General features: G+C 48.7%; 22 protein-coding genes. 10 read left to right on the top strand and 12 right to left on the bottom strand.

The window, feature by feature from the left end; translation table 11 throughout:
- Positions 1-42: 42 nt before the first annotated feature.
- Complete coding sequence (locus BCY86_RS08190) at positions 43-1,086, bottom strand: thioredoxin domain-containing protein (RefSeq protein ID WP_075277286.1); 1,044 nt, start codon at positions 1,084-1,086, stop codon at positions 43-45.
- An 88-nt stretch (positions 1,087-1,174) separates the two neighbouring features.
- On the opposite strand from BCY86_RS08190, the gene BCY86_RS08195 reads away from it, so the two are divergent.
- Positions 1,175-3,265 (top strand): ribonuclease R family protein, encoded by a 2,091-nt coding sequence (locus BCY86_RS08195; RefSeq protein ID WP_075277287.1) that lies wholly within the window; start codon positions 1,175-1,177, stop codon positions 3,263-3,265.
- Between the two features lie 1,602 nt (positions 3,266-4,867).
- Here the strand turns inward: BCY86_RS08195 and BCY86_RS08205 are convergent.
- Entirely contained in the window at positions 4,868-5,827 is a 960-nt protein-coding gene (locus tag BCY86_RS08205) for a DnaJ C-terminal domain-containing protein (RefSeq protein ID WP_075277289.1), read from the bottom strand.
- A 78-nt stretch (positions 5,828-5,905) separates the two neighbouring features.
- Complete coding sequence (gene glmS, locus BCY86_RS08210) at positions 5,906-7,771, bottom strand: glutamine--fructose-6-phosphate transaminase (isomerizing) (RefSeq protein ID WP_075277290.1); 1,866 nt, start codon at positions 7,769-7,771, stop codon at positions 5,906-5,908.
- Between the two features lie 320 nt (positions 7,772-8,091).
- Between glmS and BCY86_RS10580 the strand changes: the two genes are divergently transcribed.
- The 4 genes from BCY86_RS10580 to BCY86_RS10865 all read left to right on the top strand — a co-directional run bounded on the left by BCY86_RS10580 (position 8,092) and on the right by BCY86_RS10865 (position 9,576).
- Positions 8,092-8,226, top strand: a complete 135-nt coding sequence (locus tag BCY86_RS10580) for a hypothetical protein (protein ID WP_275935827.1) — start codon at positions 8,092-8,094, stop codon at positions 8,224-8,226.
- Positions 8,227-8,323: 97 nt separating this feature from the next.
- A complete protein-coding gene (locus BCY86_RS09925; RefSeq protein ID WP_156865174.1) occupies positions 8,324-8,485 on the top strand; it encodes a hypothetical protein in 162 nt (53 codons plus the stop codon).
- Positions 8,486-9,101: 616 nt separating this feature from the next.
- Entirely contained in the window at positions 9,102-9,299 is a 198-nt protein-coding gene (locus BCY86_RS10125; RefSeq protein ID WP_075277291.1) for a hypothetical protein, read from the top strand.
- Positions 9,220-9,576 carry a tetratricopeptide repeat protein gene (locus BCY86_RS10865; RefSeq protein WP_083604290.1) on the top strand — a complete coding sequence of 119 codons (357 nt, stop codon included), beginning with the start codon at positions 9,220-9,222 and terminating at the stop codon, positions 9,574-9,576. Before BCY86_RS10125 ends, BCY86_RS10865 begins: the two co-directional genes overlap by 80 nt.
- A 55-nt stretch (positions 9,577-9,631) precedes the next feature.
- Here BCY86_RS10865 and BCY86_RS08225 read toward each other — a convergent pair whose 3' ends face one another.
- Positions 9,632-9,910 (bottom strand): hypothetical protein, encoded by a 279-nt coding sequence (locus BCY86_RS08225; RefSeq protein ID WP_075277293.1) that lies wholly within the window; start codon positions 9,908-9,910, stop codon positions 9,632-9,634.
- 50 nt (positions 9,911-9,960) lie between these two features.
- Here BCY86_RS08225 and BCY86_RS08230 point away from each other — a divergent pair, with 50 nt between their 5' ends.
- Positions 9,961-11,061 carry a quinone-dependent dihydroorotate dehydrogenase gene (locus BCY86_RS08230; RefSeq protein WP_172824845.1) on the top strand — a complete coding sequence of 367 codons (1,101 nt, stop codon included), beginning with the start codon at positions 9,961-9,963 and terminating at the stop codon, positions 11,059-11,061.
- A 106-nt stretch (positions 11,062-11,167) separates the two neighbouring features.
- Here the strand turns inward: BCY86_RS08230 and BCY86_RS08235 are convergent, their stop codons facing one another.
- On the bottom strand, positions 11,168-11,476 hold the full coding sequence (locus tag BCY86_RS08235) for a VOC family protein (RefSeq protein ID WP_156865176.1): 309 nt from the start codon (positions 11,474-11,476) through the stop codon (positions 11,168-11,170).
- A gap of 137 nt (positions 11,477-11,613) precedes the next feature.
- The gene (locus tag BCY86_RS08240) at positions 11,614-11,817 is read right to left on the bottom strand and encodes a VOC family protein (protein WP_075277295.1); all 204 of its coding nucleotides are present in this window, start codon (positions 11,815-11,817) and stop codon (positions 11,614-11,616) included.
- A gap of 356 nt (positions 11,818-12,173) precedes the next feature.
- Between BCY86_RS08240 and trxB the strand changes: the two genes are divergently transcribed.
- Positions 12,174-13,169 (top strand): thioredoxin-disulfide reductase, encoded by a 996-nt coding sequence (trxB, locus tag BCY86_RS08245; RefSeq protein WP_075277296.1) that lies wholly within the window; start codon positions 12,174-12,176, stop codon positions 13,167-13,169.
- On the opposite strand, the gene rnc is transcribed toward trxB, so the two are convergent.
- Positions 13,124-13,861: a ribonuclease III gene (rnc, locus tag BCY86_RS08250; protein WP_083604291.1), complete on the bottom strand. Its 738-nt coding sequence runs from the start codon at positions 13,859-13,861 to the stop codon at positions 13,124-13,126. The two genes, trxB and rnc, sit on opposite strands and share 46 nt — an antisense overlap.
- Positions 13,862-14,018: 157 nt before the next feature.
- Here rnc and BCY86_RS08255 point away from each other — a divergent pair, with 157 nt between their 5' ends.
- Both BCY86_RS08255 and BCY86_RS08260 read left to right on the top strand, forming a co-directional pair.
- The gene (locus BCY86_RS08255) at positions 14,019-14,603 is read left to right on the top strand and encodes a hypothetical protein (protein WP_075277297.1); all 585 of its coding nucleotides are present in this window, start codon (positions 14,019-14,021) and stop codon (positions 14,601-14,603) included.
- A 14-nt stretch (positions 14,604-14,617) separates the two neighbouring features.
- Entirely contained in the window at positions 14,618-15,160 is a 543-nt protein-coding gene (locus BCY86_RS08260) for a tRNA (cytidine(34)-2'-O)-methyltransferase (protein WP_245776227.1), read from the top strand.
- 1,257 nt (positions 15,161-16,417) lie between these two features.
- Here BCY86_RS08260 and BCY86_RS10205 read toward each other — a convergent pair.
- The 5 genes from BCY86_RS10205 to BCY86_RS08295 form a co-directional block, all read right to left on the bottom strand.
- Positions 16,418-16,663 carry a hypothetical protein gene (locus tag BCY86_RS10205; RefSeq protein WP_075277299.1) on the bottom strand — a complete coding sequence of 82 codons (246 nt, stop codon included), beginning with the start codon at positions 16,661-16,663 and terminating at the stop codon, positions 16,418-16,420.
- Positions 16,664-17,492: 829 nt separating this feature from the next.
- On the bottom strand, positions 17,493-18,080 hold the full coding sequence (locus tag BCY86_RS08275; protein WP_075277301.1) for a hypothetical protein: 588 nt from the start codon (positions 18,078-18,080) through the stop codon (positions 17,493-17,495).
- Between the two features lie 65 nt (positions 18,081-18,145).
- A complete protein-coding gene (locus BCY86_RS08280; protein ID WP_156865178.1) occupies positions 18,146-19,138 on the bottom strand; it encodes a peptidylprolyl isomerase in 993 nt (330 codons plus the stop codon).
- Positions 19,139-19,167: 29 nt separating this feature from the next.
- Positions 19,168-19,968, bottom strand: coding sequence for a queuosine precursor transporter (locus BCY86_RS08285; protein WP_075277303.1), 801 nt, complete (start codon positions 19,966-19,968; stop codon positions 19,168-19,170).
- Positions 19,969-20,511: 543 nt separating this feature from the next.
- Positions 20,512-22,842, bottom strand: coding sequence for a penicillin-binding protein 1A (locus BCY86_RS08295; RefSeq protein WP_083604292.1), 2,331 nt, complete (start codon positions 22,840-22,842; stop codon positions 20,512-20,514).
- A gap of 98 nt (positions 22,843-22,940) precedes the next feature.
- On the opposite strand from BCY86_RS08295, the gene BCY86_RS08300 reads away from it, so the two are divergent.
- Positions 22,941-23,309, top strand: coding sequence for a hypothetical protein (locus BCY86_RS08300; RefSeq protein WP_156865179.1), 369 nt, complete (start codon positions 22,941-22,943; stop codon positions 23,307-23,309).
- Positions 23,310-23,529: the final 220 nt, after the last annotated feature.

The raw sequence follows: 23,529 nt of genomic DNA on the forward strand, positions 1-23,529 counted from the left end.
CCATTGCATTTCAGATTTTACAAAAATCTTTGGGTGATTCGTCTAATGCCTCCGCACTCTTTGAATGGCCATTGTAATAATTTTTTCCAAACGAGCCTCTGATTGAAGCCCTTCCAGTTTCTCACCACTAACCCAGAGAGTGGGGAGGCCTCGCCCCTCTGAATCTTCAAAATCTTTGCGATCCTGTTCGAGCCGCTGATCGATGAGCGCATCGTTTAAGCAAATACGAAATGCTTCTGTGTCCATCCCAACCGCAGCAGCGATACGTTGACATCCTTCCGCTGTCAACTCTGAGATGGGGGCTCTGAAAAGCGCGTGGGTCATTTCCTCACCTCTCCCCATCGTTTCACCACAGCAAGCCGCACGCGCAGCAATCAAAGAATGAGGATGAATGCGTGTAAGCGGGACTTGTTTACGCACAATGCGCAAGTCTTGTTTATGATTCAACAGCACAGCAGAGAGAGCTTCATGTGTTAAACGACAAAAAGGACACTCAAAATCGAGAAAGTCGATTACAGTAACCTGACCTGGAGGTGTTTGCTCAATTTCACGATTAATTGGCCCAGGGATCTGAGGCCCTTTTATCTTTTTGAGCGCAAGGGGAGCACACCCTACTACCATTAAAAAGCTCAGAGCTAATATTCCTCGCTTTTTCGTATCAATAAAATCGATCTTCTTAAAAAATCGAAAGACTGCAATGATGCACAATACACAAATGGCTCCATCAATGACGAGACAATAAGGACAGAAATGACCCCACACGAACTGTACAGCAATTAAGAAAAAGGCGCAGCAAGCTGCAGGCACAGAGAGCAGAAGCATCCACCGCCGCATCGAATTACCTGGTAAAAGAGTCGAGAGGGACAGCAGAAAAAAAAGCAAAACTCCTGCCAATGGAGTTGGAATACCACCCCAATACGCAAAGCGAGAGAGCCTCAATGCATCGCAACCGCTCCCCAAGGAACAAAAAGTTGGAACTGCACTTTGATAATCGATCAAAAGAGCCAATGACGAGCTGAATCCCGTGCCTAAGATAAGCAAGATAACCAAAAGAGACACAGTCGTTTTGAAAAACTGAGATCCCATAAAAACTGCAAATGGTTGATAATAAAGAGTCCTAACAAGAAATCATTTTAACGGGTTTTGAATGAACAAAAAGAAACAATGTTGCACGATGGCCACCTATTCTATCTCTAAATCGAGAAGTCTTCGCAGAAAAGATGAACCTCTTTCTAAAAAAAAGAGGAGAAGAAAAGAGGAGAAGAAACGTATAGCCTATTCCGAACAAGAGGGCATTTTATCTATGAATCCCAAGGGGTTTGGATTCGTCTCCAAGATCCATGGAAAAGGTGGAGATATTTTTATTCCACCCTCTTCCATTGGAGGGGCCCTTCACGGAGATCGCGTGCTTGTTCGCAGTGTAATACACACGCACAGAGGAGAAGAAGGAGACATCTTGCAAATCGTAGAGCGAGGAGCGAAGCTTATCGTGGGGACCCTCTACCGTTCTCGGAAACTCGCATGGATAGAACCCGATGATACCCGTATGCCCCATCTTTACATAACACCTTCCGAAAAGGGCAAAGCGCTTCCATCGATCCAAGAAGGATCTGCAGCGACTGCGAGAATTACGCACTACCCTGAGTTCACTGGGGATTCCCTTCAAGGGACTTTAGAAACCATCCTAGGCCCCACTGGGGAACTCAAAGTAGAGGTAGCTAAACTGCTAGCCATGGAACAAATTGAGGAAAACCATTCTCCTCAAGCCATTCAAGAAGCGAAAGCTTATGGGACCATTGTCTCTTCTGATCTACTCGAGGGGCGGGAAGATTTAACCCACCTCCCATTTTTGACGATTGATCCCCAAGATGCTCGGGATCACGATGACGCGATCTGGATTGAATCGCAACCAAATGGATGGCGCGTCTGGATTGCCATTGCGGATGTGAGCACGTATGTCCGTCCTGGAACTCATCTTGACGAGGAAGCCAAACAGCGAGGATGCACCATCTATTTACCCGATCGCGCTGTTCCTATGCTTCCTGTAGAGCTATCCGCTCACCTTTGCTCTCTCCTCCCTGACGTCAATCGGCTATCCCTCTGCGTAGAGGCCACACTCACCCCTCAAGGTAAAGTTACTTCCTTTCGCGTCGTTCGAGGACTGATCCGAGTCCGAGCGAAACTGACGTACGAAGGGGCGGCGCGTGCACTTTCCCTCTCCACCAATCCCTCTCCTGAACCCCAAGCAGAGGCATTTAAAGATGCACTGCAGGTGGCCTACCAGCTCTCTCAAGTTCTCCGCCAGAAGAGACAAAAACGAGGGGCTCTCGATTTTGAGGTTCCAGAAGCCAAGATTGTCCTGGATCCGAAGACAGGCTACCCAATTCATATCGAGCGCCGAACTCAAGATTCAGGGCTCAAAAAAGCCCATCAGCTTGTGGAAGAATTCATGCTCCTGGCCAACGAAATCGTTGCAGAATGGATCATCAGTCAAGAATTCCCGACGCTGTTTCGCATTCATCTTCCCCCGGACAGAATCAAACTCGAAAAGTTGACTGCGTGGTGTGAAATGTTAGGCCTCCACGTCAAACCGGAAGATTTTGAAGAACCTTTGAAAGCTTCTCAACTCATCAATTCTTTTGCAGATCACCCCATGGCGACATTGCTATCCATGTTGTTTCTCCGCTCGATGAAGCAGGCTTCCTACCACACAGAAAATGTAGGCCATTTCGGACTCGCATTAACTGCATACCTACATTTTACATCCCCGATTCGTCGCTATCCGGATCTGGTCGCTCATAGAACCGTCCACGCTTTGCTGTCCAACCATCCCCTTTCTGTTCACTGTCTGACTCAAGAGACACTCGCACAAGCAGCTATTCTCTCTTCCAGTGCAGAACGACGAGCGATCAGCCTCGAACGGGATATCACTGATCTGTATAGGGCTCAGTTGATGCAAGAGAATATCGGGGAAACCTTCGAAGGGATGATTGCATCCATTACTTCAGCAGGAATCTATGTAGAACTTGATTCCCCTTTTGCAACCGTGTTTGTGCGATCCGAAGACCTGGGAACAGGAAAATTCACGGCAGACGAAGGCGGTCTATGGGCTAAAAACAGGCGAACCGGGGAAGTTGTAACCCTCGGTGATCGCATCACAGTCCAAATCCTAGATATCTCCCTCTCTCGCCGAACCATCTACGGCAAAAAGATACAGAATAAAAAAAAGAAACCCTCCATCAATCCATTCCGTAATTTCTCTTAGTGTAGCTGTTCATTCAAACCAAAATTGGAAGGGAACACTATTCATCAAACAGGGCAGCAAGGTTAGTTGTGGTGACGGCACGAGTTACCCACTGGTCGAGCTTTCGGGCGTCGCAGCACCCCAGCACTTTCCGCTGTACTGCCTGATGCACCTTGAACCTCCGTACCTCCAACACCTTGAACAACACGCTGCACCTTCCCTTCTACTTTNCTTCTCCCTTCCAAAGCCACCCACTGTTGCTTGCTTTCGGGCAAGCACACAGGGCTTCCACAGTCGATTCATGCCTCTGGGATAAATATACTCAAGTGTACTCTAAGCCCTCATCCCACTCTGTCAAGGAACAATGAAATTTATTTATGCGGTATGCATTTTTTCAGAGTATGAATTGATCAATACAGCCAAACAGAATTTTCGTATTGGCGATATCCTCTACGAAAAAACTTCAGGTAGAATTATATAGTCCGAAAGGAGCTAGAAAGAGGGACAGCGAAAGGGACATTCAGTTCGATGGTGACCACTGCATTTGTGAAGGAGCTGACTGCTCAAGGGAAAGCGGAAAGCGGAGGGAAGAGCCAAAGGCAAGGTGACGGGAGAGAAAAGTAGAAGGGAAGGTGCAGCGNGTACAGCGGAAAGTGCTGGGGTGCTGCGACGCCCGAAAGCTCGACCAGTGGGTAACTCGTGCCGTCACCACAACTAACCTTGCTGCCCTGTTTGATGAATGAACAGAGGTATCATAAGACTAACACACCAGCATTACAGAGGTTCGGAAAAGCAAATGCAGCACTCACATTAAATAGCAGCAAGATGGTTTTATTCAGAGAACTTCATACAAATGTAGGTAAAAAATGCATGGTGCACAATAAAAAATCAGTATACTGATTTTAATAAGTGATTTCCTTTCTTCATCTCCAATTATCTGTGTTCTATAGAAAGGAAAATTCCATGAGTAGCAAGAGAAGTCAGTTGTTTGAATAGGAATGATAGACTAGCCTGATGAGATTTACCGATCAAGGGAGTCAGAAAGTAAAGACAAACGAGATTCAAGTCCAATCAAAATAGACGACAACCACTGCAACCTTTTGATTCATAAAAAGACGATCCATAGCCAAACAGAATCCATGGGTAGCATCTACATATTTGCCCAAACTCAATAAAATTCCAGGATTACATAAGAACAACCCTGCACAAATTAAATTTTTCAAAAAGCTGCCTCAACCACTATTAAAAACATCGATTTCCCTGTTTACTTTTGGACCCCATCGGAAAATCAACAGCCAGAAAACACTTTTCTAGACTCTTCAATACAAATCAAGATAACAAAAGTTCCCTAAGCAATTTACTAAATACACTCCACGATATACAAAAAGAAAATCAAGCATTCGATTTTACCCATAAAATAAAAATTTGATCGCCTATCAATTAAATAACGAAACCATCAATGATTATAATAAGAAAAGAAAGATAGTCTACGGGATGGTTGTAAGTCTGAGGACGAACCATCCCTCCTCATTAGCTTCAGCGTTTGCTTCGAGCAGAAAAAAGTTTAGAAAAGCCACAGCGATCATTAAATTATTCGAACGCAAAAAACTATTTATTTTTCTTTTAGAGCTTGAGGTCTGCGCGTATGTCTGAGGGCTCATAGGCCTTCAGTTTTTCTATCCATTCCGCCGCTCCGTCTGATGTAGGGATGCGCACTTGAAAATGGACATATAAGTCGCCATTGGGTTTCCCTTTCACCTGAATCCCTTTCCCTCTCAGGCGCAGTACAGTACCCCCCTGAACACGTTCGGGGACTTTAACAATGACAGAGCCATTTACCGTGGGGACGGTGACCTTAGCCCCATAGTAAGCTTCCGTCACTGTGATCGGTACATTGACGTGAAGATCATCCTTCTCTCGCCAGAAACAAGGATGCGCTTTGACGTAAACGGTCAGGACTAGGTCTCCTGGAACACCCCCTTTTCGAGGAGGTGGGCCCCCCTGTCCCGCAATCCGAACGCGGCTCCCTTCACACGCACCTGCCGGAATACGAACAGTAACAGAAGAAGATGGATTGCTCGGAGAACGAAGATTCAATGTAGTTCCACGGATAGCCGAAGCAAAATCAAGGGTTACCTCACTTTCTAGGTCCTCACCCCTTTGAGCTGTCTTTGCTCGTACACCTCCCCCCCGCCCCACAAATTCACCAAAGAGATCGCCGAGGTTGACCCCCTGTCCACCCCATACAACACCTCCCTGCTGAAAGAGATCCTCCACACTGAATCCCCCACCTGTTCCTCCCCTTCCTCCACGGGACGCCCACTGCTGGTATTGACGCACACGCTCTGGATCAAACCCCTCTCTCAACCCTTCTTCCCCAAATTCATCGTACAATCGCTTCTTCTGGTGGTTCGATAAAACTTGAAAGGCCTGATTAACGTTCTTAAAGCGCGCTTCTGCTTTAGCATCTCCTGGATTGCGATCCGGATGAAGCTCCTTTGCCAGTTTTCGATAAGCTTTTTTAATGGTTTCTGCATCGGCATCGCGAGGAACACCGAGCACTGCATAGAGATCTTGAGCCATGGATACTATTCAAAATAAAACAGAGTAACATCAACCGCAACTGTCCTCTTCACAAGAAATGATGAGAAACATGGAAAATTATTCAACCGTCACTGTTTTCGCCAGATTTCGCGGTTGATCGATGTCTGTCCCTTTGAGGTCAGCAAAATGATAAGCAAACAACTGAAGAGGGAGCGCTGTCAGAAAAGGGAGGAGTTCGGGTTCTTCCGAAGGGATTTGGATCCAATCAAGCCGACGCGCACTTGCTCTTTCCGATAACAGTGCAGTAAATAGCTCCATCTCCTCATCCCCTTCCGTACCTACCATAATAAGCTGTCCCCCTCTCGCTTGTACCTCTTTCATATTGGAAAGCATTTTCTCATAGTGAGCATCCCGAGGGCAGATGGCTATCACAGGCATATGCTCATCGATTAAAGCGATAGGCCCATGCTTCATTTCTCCCGCTGCATATCCTTCTGCATGTACATAGGAAAGCTCTTTAAGCTTGAGAGCCCCCTCAAGGGCTATCGGATAGTTGATCCCACGCCCAAGAAAAAGCATATTTTTCGCTGTAAGATGGCGTCCTGCAATCTCCCGGATCGACTCTGATTTGTGAAGCACACCCCTCATTTTTCCAGGGATTCTCCAAAGCCCTTCAAACAGACGATGGGCTGCAACCAGAGAAAGAGTCCCCCGCCTCAATCCAAACTCGATCGCAAGCAAAAGAAGCGCAGCAAGCTGCGTCGTGAAACATTTGGTCGAAGCGACCCCAATTTCAGGCCCCGCATGGGTGTAAAAGGAACCGTGCGCCATCCGAGCAATAGCACTGTCCACCCCATTCACAATGGCCAATGTATAGGCAACTTGGGCCTTAACCCCCTGAAGAGCCGCAAGCGTATCCAACGTCTCGCCGCTTTGGCTGATTGCTACCACCAGATCGGATCCCAAAAAGACAGGCTGCCGATAGCGCATTTCACTCGCAATCTCGACCGTCGCAGGAATCCTAGCCAGCTGCTCTATCCAATAACGGCCGATAAGCGCAGCATAGTAGCTGGTTCCACAGGCTATCAGATAAATACGCTGGATCTGGTCGGCTACTGAAAGCGAAACCCCTATCTCTTCCGCCACAATCTCCCGCTCCCGCAGGTTAATACGCCCACGCAATGTATCCTCGAAGGCTCTAGGCTGCTCATGTATCTCCTTGAGCATGAAGTGCTTATGCCCTTCCTTTTCTGCTTGTGCTGCCGACCACGAGATCAGCTTCGGTGCCCGCTCAAAGGAGCTCCCATCTTGCTTGAATAGCAGCACCCCAGCCGCTTGGAGAAGAGCCATCTCGCCATCCTCTAACAGGATGATCTTACGCGTAGAGTGCAGCAACGCAACAATATCGCTCGCAGCCAGCATCTCTTGCTCCCCAACCCCAATGACAAGGGGAGAATGATACTTCGCAATGACGATCTCACCAGGCATATCCATGCTCATCACGGCAATCGCATACGCTCCCCGAACCCCCTGAAGAGCCAGTCTCACCGCTTCAGCCAGTGTTTTAACCCCTCTTCTGCATTCCACATCCACCAGGTGGGCAAGGACTTCTGTATCCGTGTCGCTTGCAAAGCGAACTCCATCTTTTTCAAGTTGTTTTCGGAGTGCCGCATGATTCTCAAGAATTCCGTTATGGACCAAAACAATCTTCCCCGCCACATGGGGATGAGCATTGTTTTCACTCGGGCGTCCATGTGTCGCCCATCGGGTATGACCAATTCCGACTGTCCCCGAGAGTGGCTGATAGCGAAGTGCGTCTTCTAGCTGAGCGAGCTTTCCAACCGCACGCATAACCTTGATGGTTTCTCCCGCGTGGACAGCAAGCCCTGCAGAATCGTAACCTCGGTATTCAAGGCGTCGAAGCCCTTCCATGAGAACACCTTCGCATTGCATTCCACCAACATAAGCTATAATTCCACACATTTATTGATCTCCGTCTTGGTCAACCCTCTTTTTACCAGTCCTTCACAAACGAACAAGCACGTTGGACATATCGAAATGAAAGAATACAGACGCAAGCCTTTTCCCCAAGCCTTCCCCCTCCCCCGCGCGGTTCTCCTATTTCCTCTGATGAGCAACAGGGAAGACACTTTGTAACTATACATAATAGCATCCCGCGAGCAGACGTTTTGACCAAATACGCTCTGATCTCCTGGCACGCCATTGATCAACAGGAAAAAGGGACTTGACAAACTGCGACAGGTTCTCTTCAGTTATGCACCACCATACAAGAGATATTAGCTATGAGCAAAACGCTTACGCTGCTTGTCTCCCTGTGTATTCTTTTCGCTGCTTTCTCTTCTACTTCTGCCTTGACACTTGTTGATATCGCAAGCGAGGAAGCATGCGAGCATAAGCCGATGATATTAAGGCGCTGAACATCCTTATGACACTCCTCCATACGCATTGTCATGCGCATGACTTCTGTATATCGAAACGATGTATCCAACGCCTTTGCTGGTTCGTGGCACTTGAGTGAGTGAGGAAGTGGAAGTAGTCCCCTATGAGTACTGCGAAGAGCAAGTAACCCATGATAAGAAAGAGATACGAGAACGCCTGCTCACTCTTAAAACGAAAGGGAAAGACATCTACAGTATGACGGTAGGGCCTCTGGGTTCACAAATCAGGTGGGAATAGAGAGCGGCCATGCCTATCTCACTCGAGAAGAGTTCGAACAGGAAGTTGGTCTATTACTATTGAAAGCTCCCTGTATCACGGAAATGGTTATTGTCCCTCGGGAGGGGGCGAATGCGCTGCTATGCCAGTGCTTACCGCTTGTACCACGCGGAATATCACAGTCACATCACCTATCCCACATATGTTACTTGTTGATTTGATTTTGATAAGTTAGTAGAGTTGAGGATCTAATTGGCTCTAAACTCAAGGAGTACCGTTACGAAGGCATTCTCAAGGAAAAGAAGAGCGACCACGCTCACGCTGCTTCTCAGCAGCAGGTGGGGTCATGCGGTAAGTATCGCTGCATATGTATCGGATGAGGGCGTTACAAAGAAAGGCAGAAGCTGCAGCGATGCGGAAGGGGATATGATGCTGTCCCAGGAGTTAACTTCCGGTCGTAAAGAGAGTCGAGGAGAGGCCTCCCTTTTTGTCAGAAGGCTTTGACTCTAGCGGGCAAGGTGGATCTTGCACGCGCTACTGTACCAAAGCATGGACACAATCTATTTGGTGCAAGGAAATCTCCTCTCACGTCGGATGTGTTGCATAAAGCCCTGGATACACAGCTTGCAATTCTTAGATGCGCGATCTAAGAACCACAACCACACTGGTACACCGCAATCTTGCCTCTCTGTTGTTACAAAAAGGGGAACTAGTCCTGGCGGAAAGGCATACGAAGCAGGCGCTTTTGATCTACCGTGAGGCGATGGGGGAACTGTACCTCTGGGAAGTTGCCGACACCACTCAACATCTTGGTCTCATCTTTGCACAACAATAGAGGAATTTCGCAAAGACACTTAACGCAATACACAAATCGCTACAGATGTTGCTCGCCTCGAAAGGAGGGGGAGATACAGCCGTCCGTTGCAACAGCCTATCTTAATCTCGGAGGGCTGTACCTTCGCACAAAGCATTTTCTCCAAGCAATGGAGTGTTACAAGAGAGCGCTGAAGACCCATCTGGCCACAGTGGGACCAGATCATCCGTTCACAGAAGCAGCATGCGCGGGCCTCCGACAGAGTTGTACGCTCGCTAGTATTCTCTGTAAGGGATAACCTCAAGCGAGGGGCCACGGGAAGGGAGCCAGTCCAGGATGGAAGCAGCTCTCCTTCAGGATCCCGCGCGGTTCTCCAATGGACTTAATCCATAAAATAGCGCGCCTTCCAATTGAGTGAGTTTCCCAACAGCACGCACAACCTTGATGGTTTCTCCCACGTGGACAGCAAGCTCTATAGAATTATAACCTCGGTATTCAAGGCAGCGAAGCCCCTTCATCAGAACATCCTCCCATTGCATTCCACTAATCCAACTAATATAAGCTACTATCCTCCACACCAATTCACTTCCATGCCACACCATTTCCCGAACTGTCTTTTCCCCCCAATCCATCCGTATTTTCTAGGGGATTTCCTCTTCCTCCACCATCAAGGTGCTCACTTGTGATCTACAAAACGCTGATTCGACCTCTTCTATTCTCTCTCCCACCTACCGTAAGCCATCATCTGGCGATGGTAGCGCTGACCCCGCTTGAATGCATCACATGGTTGAATCAATGGGTGCGCAAGCATTCTGTTCTCGAGTCATCCCGCCTTTCCACACAAATCCAGGGGCTTCATTTCCCATCCCCTCTTGGGCTAGCCGCTGGCTTCGACAAAGATGCAAAACGCCCCCGCGCACTCGCATCGCTTGGATTCGGTTTTCTCGAGCTCGGGACAGTGACTGCACATCCCCAAGAGGCCAACCCACCCCCCCATCTATTCCGTCTCCCAACTGATCGCGCCCTCATCAATCGACTCGGTTTCCCGAATGAAGGGGTGGAGCGAGTCACTTCCCGCCTGCTCCCTTACAAGGATACAAACGCGCTGGGAATTCCGCTGGTCATGTCGATCGGCAAATCGCGAATCATCCCCCTCGATCCCGTAGAGCCCCTCATCGCTGATTATCTCACAAGCTTTCAGGCAGCACAAAAAGTCGCCGACATGGTCGCAATCAACATCTCCTCTCCCAACACACCCCATTTACACACGCTACAACAAGAGCAACTAGCCGAGGCACTTCTGACTGCACTGGTGCAAGACAACTGTTCCTCCCTACAAGCACTCCCCCTGCTGGTCAAAATTTCGCCCGATCTAAATGACTCCCAGCTAGAATCGCTCCTCGCTGTCATTGAAAAAACAGGCATCCACGGCATCATCACTACCAACACAACCACCCAACGCGATCACCTCCAGACCAACCCATCCCATATCGCTGCGATCGGGGCAGGAGGCCTCAGTGGCCCTCCCCTCCGAGCCAGGGCGCTCGATATTGTCAGACGGACACGAGCGCGACTCGGAACTCAACCTATCGTCATTGGCGTGGGTGGTATTGAAACAGCAGAACACGTGATCGATTTCATTCGAGCTGGGGCCAACCTCGTTCAGATCTACACCAGTTTCATCTATCAAGGACCCAGAACTCCCTTTTTCATCAACCGCAAATTGGATCAATTCATCCAACAGCAAGGGATCAAGCACCTATCAGAATTATCCCTCCATTGAACCTAAGGGTAGGAAAAGTGGATACCCTCCTCTTAGCCTCTTCTCTGTTATATATACATGGCACAAGCTGGAAAGAGAGGAGTAGCAATAAGATGATTGGATGGCACTACACATATCCCTGGTCCGCATTTTGCTGTTGACAGCATACTGAACACCTCCCCACAGAGATATGCGTCGGTTTTTGTTTGGAAAAGAGCAAAAGAAGCTCCTCGTGGATCCTGGCAGATCGCAAAACGGCAATATTAGGGATATTTGTTGCAGGGACGATTACCTTACCCTCTAATTCAACGACTTTTTTAACGCTTTCATCACAATTCACAACAGCAAAATAAGCAAGCCAATGCGGAGGGACCCCATTCATATTCGGACCGATAGGCAGCATTCCCCCAACGTTTCCCTTGATCCCCTCATGCATCAGAAGCGCACAAATACCCATTGGGCCCATGTCGACAGGAGTTGTCGTCCACCCGAGCGTTTAGGTATAAATCGGCCTGCTGCTATTCACGTCCGGCGTAAATAGCTCGCTCCAAGTAAGAGAGTCAGGCTCCTCCCTCACATCCAATCTTGATGCTGTTTAGCTTGCCACAGTGAGAGCACCGCTCCCGTCGGATCTTCGATGACTGCCATCCGACCGAATTCCATGACATCGAATGGCCCCTTGCGTACTTTTCCACCATACGGCATCACTCGCTCGACCACCCTGTCTACATCGTTGACAGTCACATCAGACATCCAAAACGGATGGATGCCCTGCATCTCTTTCCCATTTCCATGGCGTAAAAAGCTGCAGTCTCATTGGAGCCAACCCTGCACTTCGCGTAGACCACATCAGGTCCAATCAGATAATCTTCAAACGTTCAACCAAAAAGAGGCCCATGAAACTTCTTCTCGGCTGCTGCATCGATTGCACCTAATAACATTCCCTGTTTGTATCCCACACATTTGGTCATCATCGTCCTCCTCTCTATCTTTTTCAGAGAGGGGTAGAGTTCCTCTTTTATCCGTCCATCAAAAAATCGGATTAACTCTTTATTATGGAATCGTTACACCTCTATAATTGATGAGGAAGTTGTTCGTCTTTGATCAGTATCACCCTTAAAATGAGGTTTTCAATGAGTGAACCATCCTCCGTGCGTCAAGTGATTATTATCGGTTCAGGGCCTGCCGGTCATACGGCGGCAGTCTATGCCGCGCGCGCAAATTTGCACCCTTTAATGTTCGAAGGGATGACACGAGGTGGAATTCCCGGAGGGCAACTGATGATCACCAATGATGTGGAAAATTATCCTGGATTCCCCGAGAAAGTCTCCGGACCTGAGCTTATGAAACGATTTCGCGAACAGTCGGAGCGACAGGGGTGCGAGATCCGTACGGAAGACGTGTATCGCGTCGACCTATCCTCCCGACCATTTCGAGTTTGGGCAGGGAGCAATCAAGTTGAGTATCACGCCCATGCGCTTATCATAGCGACAGGAGCCCAAGCAAAATGGCTTAACCTAGAAAGCGAGCATGCTCTCAAGGGGAGAGGAGTATCTGCATGTGCAGTATGCGACGGCTCTTTCTTCAGAGGAGAAGATGTCATGATCATAGGAGGAGGGGACACTGCCATGGAAGAAGCCTCTTACCTAGCAGGCCTCTGCAAAATGGTAACATTGGTCCACCGTCGCGATCAATTCCGAGCTAGTCAGGTAATGCAAAAACGGGTTCTCACCAATCCTAAAATCCGAGTTCTCTTCAATTCCATCGTAGAGGAAATACTAGATGTGGAAAAAGGGGAAGTCACTGGTGCCCGAATACGGGATACACAAACCAATACGACGTCAGTCATCCCAATCAAAGGTGTTTTCGTTGCTATAGGACATGCTCCCAACACAGAGCTGTTCCTCTCCCAGCTCGAGTGCCATCCAAATGGGTATTTAAAAACAAAACCTGGCTCCACAGAGACCAGTATTCCAGGGGTATTTGCCTGTGGCGACGTACAGGACTACATTTTCCGCCAAGCGATCACAGCCGCAGGAACAGGATGTATGGCAGCTTTAGAGGCGGAGCGCTGGCTCGCTGCTCAAGAAACAGGAAGGGGCGTATCTCCCAACTGCTCTGGCGGTTGAAAGTGAGCTGCAGCAGCGAGGGCTGCGGCCCGTTCCGCGATCTTTTTAGAGCGTCCTTCCCCTCTTCCATAGGCAACATCTCCTATCTTAACTTCAACAATAAAGAGGCGATCGTGCTGGGGGCCTCTCGTTGCCACGGTAGTGTACGTGGGAGCAGGGAGGCCGTGCGCCTGCACTTTTTCTTGAAGAGCGCTTTTCGGGTCCAGAAGAACAAGGCGCGTAGGATCTTGCATGTGTTCTGCAATGATCTCATGGACAAATGCACGAGCCCCTTCAAGTCCCCCCGCATCATAAACAGCAGCAACCAAGGCTTCCACCACATCAGCAAGGACGTTGATTTGAAGGGGGCGAGACTCGAGTGCAGCTCCTCGCCCCAATGCAATGCAGGGTTCCAAATCGACGAGGCGAGCCCAAGCGGCGAGCGCCTCGCTATTGATCAGGGCGGCTCGCATTCGTGTGAGGAGGCCTTCATTGGCTTCTGGATGGCGCTGAACGAGGAACTCGCTCACACAAAACCCCAGAATCGCATCTCCTAAGAACTCCAGCCGCTGGTTATCCTGCACATGAGTTTCATGTGCATAGCTCGGGTGGGTAAGCGCCTGCTCAAAGAGAGGAATCGCTTCGACCCCTGTAATCCTGAGAAGTTTAGCATAAAGGTACGCACGCGCCGCTTGCCCAACATGGTGTTTCATAGATGTTTGCAGGAGTCCCTTCTTTCCATCTTTCCCATTCTATCTATCCACTTTTATGCCCCAGAAAACAAAATCGTGCAAGAACACGCAAAACTCTATGGAGTACAGTAGAAAAGAATAAAGATTTTTTTAGGAATGTAGAGTAGGATAACACCCTGTGTTATTTACATGCCCTTTTTGTCGAGAGCTCTTCTATGAAGAGGAGACAGACCATTGCCCTATCTGCGGTCTTAAATTGGTTTCGTTTTCTTCCCTCCATCCATCCATAGAAGCCAACGCGCTTTCTACAGAACCATCCCTAACGCCAGAAGAAGAGCCCTTCCCATGGTATTTCTTGGGAGGAGGCCGAGGAGCGCTCGGGCTTCTATCCATCGGAGGGATCTTTTTATTCTTCAGGCCTTGGATTGAGATCACGCTGCCGACTTTTTCTTCTCTGACAGGAGTGGATCTTGCACGACGGGTAGGCTGGGGGTGGATCGCCCTCGTAGCATGGGGAGTTATGGGTGCAGTCGTGCTCAGCCGAAGAACCCTGGCAGAACTTTACGGAGCTAGGCTAGCTGCTTCCTTTTTGAGTGCAGGGCCTGGCTTCGTAGCAGGGGCTTTACTCCTACGCGCCCCGAAATCTTCGTTGGTTCCGCTCAAATTCACCTACCTATTGGGTCTGAGGCTAACCCTTGCCTGTTCTCTTACCAGCTTGATCCTATCGGCCCTGTATTTGGGCAAAAAAACAAAAACGCAATAAGAATCCCCACAAGCATGGACCTACCGAATTCTTCCAACACGCGACTACACTTGAGAAGCACCCCTCCTCCCCACCCCATGCATGTGGTGTTGGTCGAACCAGAAATTCCTTCCAATACGGGAAACATTGCACGCCTATGCGCAGCGACAACTTCCATCCTCCACCTTGTAGGCAAACTTGGCTTTCGAATCGATGATAAACACGTCCGCCGCGCAGGCGTCGATTACTGGCATCTGGTTCAAATCCAGTATCACAATCACTTCCAAGCTTTTTACCAAACCTTCAAAGAAACTTCTCCTCATAGTCAATTTCACTTGTTTAGTACAGCATCTGCAAAGAGTTACTTGCAGATCGTATACAAACCAGGGGATGCCCTAATCTTCGGGCGAGAAAGCGTGGGACTCCCTGTTGAATTGCTCCATCAATTTCACAACCAAACAGTGGCCATACCCACCCTTGGTCCTGTCCGCTCCCTTAACCTTGCAAATGCAGTCGGCATTGCGCTGTTCGAATCTCTCCGCCAAATTGGTGCCCTAGACACGACTTTCTTAACATAAAGACCTTCCTTCCATTTCCAACAAGACACCCCATCAATGTATGAGTTATAAAGCATAGGCATCAATCAACAGCCCAACTTAAAACGAAAAGTCCACGTTGTTCTCTACCTTTTTCCCTATCCCGTGTAAATCGTTCCTTTAATACGGGATGGATGGCCAAAGCATGGATAGCATCCCATTCGAACATTTGTTCGAAGACAACTCTGTTCTCTGTCCTGCAAGAAAAAAGGCGAACTGGGGTTGTAATTATTGCTAACCACTATTGTCATAAATCATAAACTCATATTGAACAGGCTTTCCATTTGTCCTTTGGAACACCTCTTGCGCCATCGATGACAAGAATGGACACCCCCGCACTTTTGAAGTTGCTCAAAAAAGTCAAGAATGCGTTTTCGTTTGTTTCCAAAGTATCCTTTAAACGCACTGAATAGAATTCCAACTTATCCATTAACTTTTCACTTCCATTATTATATTAAAGATTCTTCAAAGAGCGTACTCGTCTCATCAGCACTGAAGGCTAACTTGTGCGCTTTACATTCTGCCAGGCCAGACTACGATGCTCTGATCCCCCTTTGTGTGAGTCAATGCAAGTCATTAGAGTCCAATTTCAGTGTCTTAATTGGAGACTTTCTCAATGCTGCTAATACATTATCCAATGTCTCATCAAGCATCCAAAAATCATTACTTTTAAGGCCTAATTCCCCCATCCTGCTCCCTTCGAGTCTTTTTAAAGCCGATTTCAAGTGCTTTCTCAGCGCTCTCCACGCTCCAAGGATAACAATGACGCATGGAATGCATGCCCTATATACACGTTGTAAAGCTGAATAGAACTCCCCCCTAAGCTCCGAAATATTTCTCTGACAGATCTAGCATGAGGTGACACAAGTCGCCTTGCAAGTCTCACATTTTCAAAGAAGTTTGTTTAAGCCCTCTCAATGCCTGACATAATGCTCCCACCAAGTTGAGATAGACCTTCTATCCCTTCGAGGAGGATAGAAGCAAGACTCCACAGAATCCCCAAATTTTGCAAATAATTGTTCTAATTGTTGCGCCCCCTTGAGTCGTCCTAGGCTACGATTCACAAGCCTTAACTTTCGCAGTTTTAAATTGCAAATCACCTGAATCACGTCCAGCACCTCTTTTTCATCTAATTGACACAAAAGGGACCCATCAGGGTTAAAACGTCTCCCTTTAGACGAGGACCATCACGCGACAACTCGTTGAAAAATACAACAAGTTGGTTTCGCTCACGGTTGCTCAAATCAAATTGAATTGAATTTTTTTCTCATCAGTATAGAAACTACTTTCAGTCTTCATAGCCAACGACTGTCTCTTCACCCCTCCACCGCCATCTACACTTACCCCACATCCCGTGGTGATTGAAACAATACCTGCCATGAAAGGTCTTGTCTTCTTTTTCACTTTCCCCTCTCCTGTATTCATTATATGTGTAATACAAGTTATTACAATTGACACAGCATCCGTGTCCAAAAAGTTATCCATCCCATCACTTTTAAGCTAATCAACATTCAAGGGGAATTCATTCAGCACTATCATGAGAGGAATTGTGCAATTTCTCTAACAAAGTGTTAAAGGGTCTAAGGACAATAGGGGCTGGTTTGTGCGCGATCTGGACTACTGCCTGTCAAATGTCAGAGAATCGTTCTGAGGAAACCTATGACGACTACGCACAAGAGGAATTGAACTAGCAGCGCCAGAAAGAAAAGACCTTTGCAGAAGCCGAGAGGATAGTCCCTCCAGAGGCGATCGTGGTCGATGGAACGGTCAGATGCCCCCTGCCTATCAAACCCATTCTCCTCATGAAGGATTAAATGAAAACTATTCCGATTAAAAATGCAATTTCCAACTCCTTCTCCACGATGAACAGTTTCAAGGTCCCCATCAGTTTCTGACCGCATTCAATGGGACATACGGGAGCGGTCCCATCTTTACCAAGCGCACCCATCTTAGCGATCTCGCAGAACGCGGATTTATTGTGGTCACTTTCAAGTGCGGGCAAGAGCTCGCTGTAGCCAGTATGGGACACAATGAGAAAGCTTCAAGAAAAAGCTCTAACTAACCATAAACTAGACTATGTAGACAGCACCGAACAAGCCGGGCTCGCATTGGGCTGTAGTCGAGCACTTGACCATGCAGCTCGAGTGCTTCCTAGCTTTGAGGATTGGTTGCAGTTTCTTCGCACTGGTTGAAACATCCGTTGCAATGATCCATATGCTTTCCAGGGAAACCGAGCTTGATAAACTGGAATTTTAAGACAGTCAGTACGGTCTGATTCTGGACGCCGCACTGGGAGATGAATTCGCAGGATTGCTTACATTCCGAGCGCCCAATCAGAGGGCAGGTGACAGCTTGTTTGAAGACGATTGGAGGTGGATCCGTAGTGCATGCCACATGAAAATCCGATGGAAGAGAGATTTGCCTCATCGTCATGATCCCTTCCGGATGGGTCAAGACAAATTGATAGTTCACTGATTGATGCAGAGTCATGCATGATCTTAATGGGTTCCGTGGCAATTGAATTACATGACATGGGGTTGACGAGCATAGGAGGTAAGTTGAGATCTTTAAGAAACCCTAAGTACTCGTCATTGTCCCTTCCCCGGGTGACTAGGACGATCACGGTGTCGAGTATTTGGGGAGGAGGAGAAGTTATCGAGAAGAATCCAGACGCTACGATCCCTCTTGCGAGGATATGGGAACGACGCTGCAAAACATAATTCGTTATGATCTCCTCTACTGAATAGCCCCCAACATAAATCCGATTCTTGTCAATCGAGAAATGACCTGGAAGACAGCGGAGAAGGCCAACCGCATGATAGATGCGGTCAATACCTGCTGCAAGAAGAAAACTGGTCCTCGGTATTGTAAGTCCCCATGTAAACGGATGGCAACCAATCACATTGCACAATCGTTTTTTTCGACTTGCCGGAAGTTTCTCTAATCTTTTCTCCTTAGTCTTTCTGCTCAGGGGAGAGGTTTCCCCAGGGTAGGTTTCTGTTCCCCCCTATCCAATAGAGGAACCCCTTTTCGAGACCAGACGCCCTGTTCTTGCTGAGAAGGAATCAGCGTTAAAAGCTCGTCATGGCGTTCTTTGAGAAAATCTTTTTCCAATGCCTCGAGGTGCTCCTGTTCTTCTTTTTCTATCCTCTGGCGCCAGAGCTTATCGCGAATTTGATCGGACGCTTCTGCCAACGTACGATGGGTAGCAGCAACTAACCCACGCCGCCAGACCACAGCATACCCTTCCCCTTCTTGAATGGGTTCCGGAACGAACTCTCCGTCTTTAAGACGGAGGACAGCGAGGACAAGAGCGGGGTCCACCCGAAGACCAGGCTCTCTTGAAATCCCGTCCACCGTCACAAATCCAAGATTCCCAGCGCGCAGATAGGTGCTCTTATCCAAGCTGTGCTCTCTAGCAAGAGCAGAAAAATGCTCAGGGGTAGGGTCCTTTTTCAGACGAGCCAAAAGGGCTTTCGCCTCCTCCTTATCCTTCACCAAAATTCGCCAAAGCCCATAGCGGGCCGGAGCATGAAACAGTTTGGGATGCTCCTGATAGAAACGCTTGACCTCCTCCAAAGAAATAGAACTCGCATCCTGTGACGTAACGTGTAGCGCGCGAAGCGAGGCATGCGCATAAGCCCGTGCGATGTTCTGAGCATACGGGGGGCGCTTCTCTAAACCAAGGGTCAACGCTTCTTCCGTTAAGAGAAATTCAGGGAGGACCACCTCGTCAAGGAAACGGCGTCGGACTTCCTCAGGAAAATGACCAAAAATCGCTCTTTGCAGAGGGAGCATGCGAGCGATCCTGTCCTCAAGCTCCCCCACCGTGAGCCGCTGCGAACCCACCTCTAACACAACGCTGTTCCGATCTCGATCAGGCAGCGGTGACTCTGCATAAACATCCGCCCATCCTCCTAGTACCCATCCCAGAGCAAACCACCCTTGAACCAAACGCATCCTTTTATTTCCACTCACTTCCGCCACCTCTATTCAGAATCTCTCAGGTTAGAGAGAGAAATGGAACGCCCCTTCAGCACGATCCACTTTTCTGCCTCAACCGGTTGCATGTCCAATACCCGCATGACCAAAGCGTGGAGCATATAAACCACTGGTGTGAGTAACATCACAACAACCAGTTTGATCAAATATTCCCTCCCTATTTTTGCAAAAATCCAATGCCATCGTGCGGAAGAGGGGAGCTGCGCAAGGAAAGAAAGCGGGTCTGAAGACACACTCCACGTCCAGAAAATGACATTGACGGTCACTGTATCAAAAATCTGACTCAACATGGTCGAACCGGATGCCCGCAACCATAAGTGCCGAGATTGAGTTAGCGATTTCCAGAATTGAAAAATATGAATATCAAAAAATTGGCCGATCAAATACGATATCATCGACGCCAAGAACAACTGCGCGCTCCCACCAAAGATCTTTTGAAATTCAGGCTGCGTGAAGTAAGTTGACTCATCCGTAATAAGCCATGTCGAGCACTGGAGCACACACCACGCCAGCACAGCCATCCAAAACCCCAAGATGGTGAGAAACTGAGCCCCCTTGCGACCATAAAAATCATTCACCATATCCGTCAGCAGGAACGTGATCGGAAAAGGGATAATCCCAACAGAAATAGGACCAAGAGGCGTCCTAATCGTCTTCCCTCCAATGACATCACACAATAACAGACAAGATACAAAAACAGCGCTCAGGTATACAAACAGCTTCTGCTGCAACGTCATCGAAAGGAAGACCTGCGTCTGAATCGATTTAGAAGAAGAAGAGGAAGACATCAGAAGCTGCTCATGAACGGTCTCATCATCCTGAAATTAAAGAGCACAAGAAAGACAAATCAGCTAACAGAAACAAGACTGCGCATTGAATAAGTGCATCCATTTAACCGAATGCACTCTCAAGAAAGAAGAGAGGATGCCTTATCGGACAGCAGCGAACGACCCTTATCTATCCCCAGATAGATGATTATCTCATCGGTCACACTCGTATCGGCAGGTCCAGTCCAACAATCCCTGCACCTACACTCTCCATAATATGAAATACGGTCAGGGCCTTCCTCCCCCNCCCTGAAGGAAAGTTGAAGTGCGAGATCCTATTGCTTCTCCTTTGCAGAAAAGCATTGATCTCCTCATAATTCATTAGCTTAAGACTGCTCTTGGCAGAAAAATCGACATACTTCATTGCACTTCGCTGCTGGGTCACTATGGCGGATTGCTCCTCAACGTTCGGGGCTACGTGGCTCCCACTGCATCCAAGCCAGCTGACCACGAAAAGCATATATCCCACTCGGCAACTTCTAAGGTAAGTCATGATTCCACTTCCTAAAGGGAAGCAACATCTTCTTTCTGAGTCGGTTGTGGTTCTGCGACTTCTGTAGGTTCAGTACCCGCCAAGAAAATTTCTTCTAGGGTTTCTGCATTCTCTGAAATCGGCAGTTTCCCAGTCTTCCGATCGATAGCAATTTGTACGAGTCCAGGTGGTCTCGGAAATTCACTTGCAGGGCTATGTTCATGGGCAGTCCTCATCCACTCCACCCACGCAGGCAAAGCCCCCGTCGCTCCTGTCTCTCGCCCCAAGCTTTTTCCATCATCATATCCCAACCAGACAACGGCTGCAATATCCGTCGAATATCCAGCCGCCCACACGTCCTTCGGTCCATTGCTCGTTCCTGTCTTTAAGGCGATAGGGCGTTTCAGCTGCTTTGCACGCACGCCTGTCCCGTGATCGACTACACTCGTGAGGAGATCCGTGATCAAATAAGCCTCTGCCTCTTCAAGAACCCGGCGAGGTGGGGGCAGAGGATCCAGAGGAATCTCTTCCCCATCCGGCCCTTGAATCCTAGCAATCAGCTGAGCTTCCCGATAGATCCCACCCGATGCAAAGGTCGCATAAGCATTGGCCAACTCCAACGGCTGGACCTCATAGCTCCCCAATGCGAGAGAGAGGTCTGGCTTCATCGGTGAGCGAATCCCCAAGGATTGCGCCCACGGGACCACATAAGCAGGCCCCACCTGCTCCATCACATAAACCGCTCCGACATTAATGGAGTGAGCGAGTACTTCCCTCAAGCGAAGCGGGTCCTCTCCTAGCCACCCTTCATAATTGCGAGGGGCATACCCACCCTCAAACACCCGAGGGACTACTTCAAGAAGAGACGACGGGGTCCACTCACGCGTATGAAGGGCATAGCTGTATAGAATCGGCTTAAACGCTGACCCCGGTTGTCTGCGTGATTGAATGGCTCGGTCAAATCCCCCAGGCATCCCTTCATAGCTCCCTATCAAGGCAACCACCTGCCTCGTACGGACATCGATAGCAACTAGTGAAGCCTGAGGCCCAAGCTCCAATTTCAGAGGAACTTTCTCCTCTCCTCCATCCGTGTCTCCTTGAGCAGGAGCAAGCAAACTAACACGCACAGAAGCCCCTACAGAAGCCAGTTGACTGGGAAGAAGATGATCTCGATTGTAACGTTCATCATGACGGATATCGACCGTCCCCTGGACGCTCCCCACTTGTACATAGAGAAAGCCGTTGATATCATCTGTTCCCGTAACCTTCCCAGTCCATATCTTGTGGGCTTCAAACCGAGGGAAAAAGTCGGTCTCCCCTTTCTCCATTCGCCCTGGGGAGCAATGCTTCTTTCCACACCACTTGCCTGGTTTTTTAAGCGAAGTCATGACTCCATGCCGCCGGTCATAAGCCATCAGTTGCTCCCGAATGATCTTGCGAGCAGCTGCCTGAAGAGCAGGATCGATCGTTGTGGTGATCACAAATCCCCCCCGTTGACTGCGCTCCGGCTCAAGTCGATGGAGCACCTTGCGTGCGATCTCCACCACCTCGGGAGCTAATCCCGCGCGCGCATCAGAAGACGAAACGATATGGATCGTTTCCCGCTCCGCAACCTCAAATTGAATGTCTGTTAAAAAACCTTTCTCCCTCATCTGGCGAAGGACAAAATCACGGCGAGCCAGAGCTGCTGTCAGATTGCGGCGAGGCGAATAGCTCTCAGGTGAAGCGATAAGACCAGCCAAAAGAGCCCCCTCCGCAATTGTCAACTGATTCGCCGATTTTCCAAACAGATCTCGCGCGGCTTCCTCAATGCCATACCGACCACGCCCAAAATAAATATGGTTGAGATAAATCTCCAGAATTTTGTCTTTACTGAGCTCCCGCTCAAGGCGGCGAGCGAGCAAAGCCTCCCGTATTTTGCGTCGATAAGTCCGCTCGGAACCGAGCAACACGTTTTTGACCACTTGTTGGGTGATAGTCGATCCCCCCTGCCGTGCCTGCCTTGAACGAAAATTGACGATCAGTGCCCTCACTATCCCCATATAATTCAGCCCCTCATGCTCGTAAAATCCTGCATCTTCCGCAGCTAACACAGCCAGTTTGACATGAGCTGGAATCGAAGCAAGCTGAACTACCGTCCTGCGCTCCACAAAAAGTTCAGCGAGAGGCGTAGCATCCCGTGCAAGTACCCGGGTCACCTGAAGAGGGTGGTAATGACTCTGCAGATCAACTACAGAAGGGAGCCTCACTTCCAACGAAAGCACGAAAATGACCACCCCAATCCCCCCCATCCCCAAAAGTACAAGGAGAATTCTCATTAACCACCTGGAGGAGCGACTACACCGACCCCATTTCCTAGACATTGCCCGTCCTCTTTTTTTTACGAGAGATCCACGAAGAAGAAAAATTAATTTCTGCTTTCACTCAACCCGAGACCTACTGGATAATTCTTCAAAATAACATGGTTTCTCATTATCCAGCACGCGCTTTCATCAGATATGATCCTCTCCCCATCTCACTCACAACCAAGCATGTTTCACCTATCTTTCTTGCTTTTTCGTTTCCCTTCCCTGTTCGCCAGGCCTATTTACAACGATTTCACCTTCTCTCCCCGATCGTCAGCAGCATGGCTCTGACAGAGCGGATGGCCTATTATGGGGCCCGTACACTGCTTCCCATTTACATCGCAAGCGTTGAAATCCATCAATGGCTACGGTCAACCAACCTCCAAAAGGCGATTATTCTGATCCTCCGCGCTTTCATGCAAAATCTTTTTCCCCCCTTTGCCGGCAGTTGCGTCGATTGTTATGGACACAAAAAAGCCCTTTAATAAGCCTTTTGCTCAAGTTAATCGCTTATCTACTGATGGCTGAAGGGCGATCGTGGACTCTTTTCTAGATAGGTTGCTCCCCCTTCTCTCTCTAGGGACAGCTCCCTTTAAAACCACCACTCAAGCCACACTGATGCTAAGGAGTACAACCTGCTTATCTTTCGATAGGCTAGTCCCTCTTTTATCAAATCCTCAATCTCGGTGCTCTCTTAGGCCCCCC

Origin of the sequence: Pajaroellobacter abortibovis, from assembly GCF_001931505.1 — a bacterium.
Taxonomy (GTDB): Bacteria; Myxococcota_A; Polyangia; order Polyangiales; family Polyangiaceae; genus Pajaroellobacter; species Pajaroellobacter abortibovis.

Excerpts from the sequence above, each read along its gene's own strand:
- BCY86_RS08190 (WP_075277286.1), bottom strand. The coding sequence starts at position 1,086 with ATGGGATCTCAGTTTTTCAAAACGACTGTGTCTCTTTTGGTTATCTTG.
- BCY86_RS08195 (WP_075277287.1), top strand. The coding sequence starts at position 1,175 with ATGGCCACCTATTCTATCTCTAAATCGAGAAGTCTTCGCAGAAAAGAT.
- BCY86_RS08205 (WP_075277289.1), bottom strand. The coding sequence starts at position 5,827 with ATGGCTCAAGATCTCTATGCAGTGCTCGGTGTTCCTCGCGATGCCGAT.
- glmS (WP_075277290.1), bottom strand. The coding sequence starts at position 7,771 with ATGTGTGGAATTATAGCTTATGTTGGTGGAATGCAATGCGAAGGTGTT.
- BCY86_RS10580 (WP_275935827.1), top strand. The coding sequence starts at position 8,092 with ATGAGCAAAACGCTTACGCTGCTTGTCTCCCTGTGTATTCTTTTCGCT.
- BCY86_RS10125 (WP_075277291.1), top strand. The coding sequence starts at position 9,102 with ATGCGCGATCTAAGAACCACAACCACACTGGTACACCGCAATCTTGCC.
- BCY86_RS08225 (WP_075277293.1), bottom strand. The coding sequence starts at position 9,910 with ATGGATTGGGGGGAAAAGACAGTTCGGGAAATGGTGTGGCATGGAAGT.
- BCY86_RS08235 (WP_156865176.1), bottom strand. The coding sequence starts at position 11,476 with ATGCATGAGGGGATCAAGGGAAACGTTGGGGGAATGCTGCCTATCGGT.
- BCY86_RS08240 (WP_075277295.1), bottom strand. The coding sequence starts at position 11,817 with ATGCAGGGCATCCATCCGTTTTGGATGTCTGATGTGACTGTCAACGAT.
- trxB (WP_075277296.1), top strand. The coding sequence starts at position 12,174 with ATGAGTGAACCATCCTCCGTGCGTCAAGTGATTATTATCGGTTCAGGG.
- rnc (WP_083604291.1), bottom strand. The coding sequence starts at position 13,861 with ATGAAACACCATGTTGGGCAAGCGGCGCGTGCGTACCTTTATGCTAAA.
- BCY86_RS08260 (WP_245776227.1), top strand. The coding sequence starts at position 14,618 with ATGGACCTACCGAATTCTTCCAACACGCGACTACACTTGAGAAGCACC.
- BCY86_RS10205 (WP_075277299.1), bottom strand. The coding sequence starts at position 16,663 with ATGGATAACTTTTTGGACACGGATGCTGTGTCAATTGTAATAACTTGT.
- BCY86_RS08280 (WP_156865178.1), bottom strand. The coding sequence starts at position 19,138 with ATGCGTTTGGTTCAAGGGTGGTTTGCTCTGGGATGGGTACTAGGAGGA.
- BCY86_RS08285 (WP_075277303.1), bottom strand. The coding sequence starts at position 19,968 with ATGTCTTCCTCTTCTTCTTCTAAATCGATTCAGACGCAGGTCTTCCTT.
- BCY86_RS08295 (WP_083604292.1), bottom strand. The coding sequence starts at position 22,842 with ATGTCTAGGAAATGGGGTCGGTGTAGTCGCTCCTCCAGGTGGTTAATG.
- BCY86_RS08300 (WP_156865179.1), top strand. The coding sequence starts at position 22,941 with ATGGTTTCTCATTATCCAGCACGCGCTTTCATCAGATATGATCCTCTC.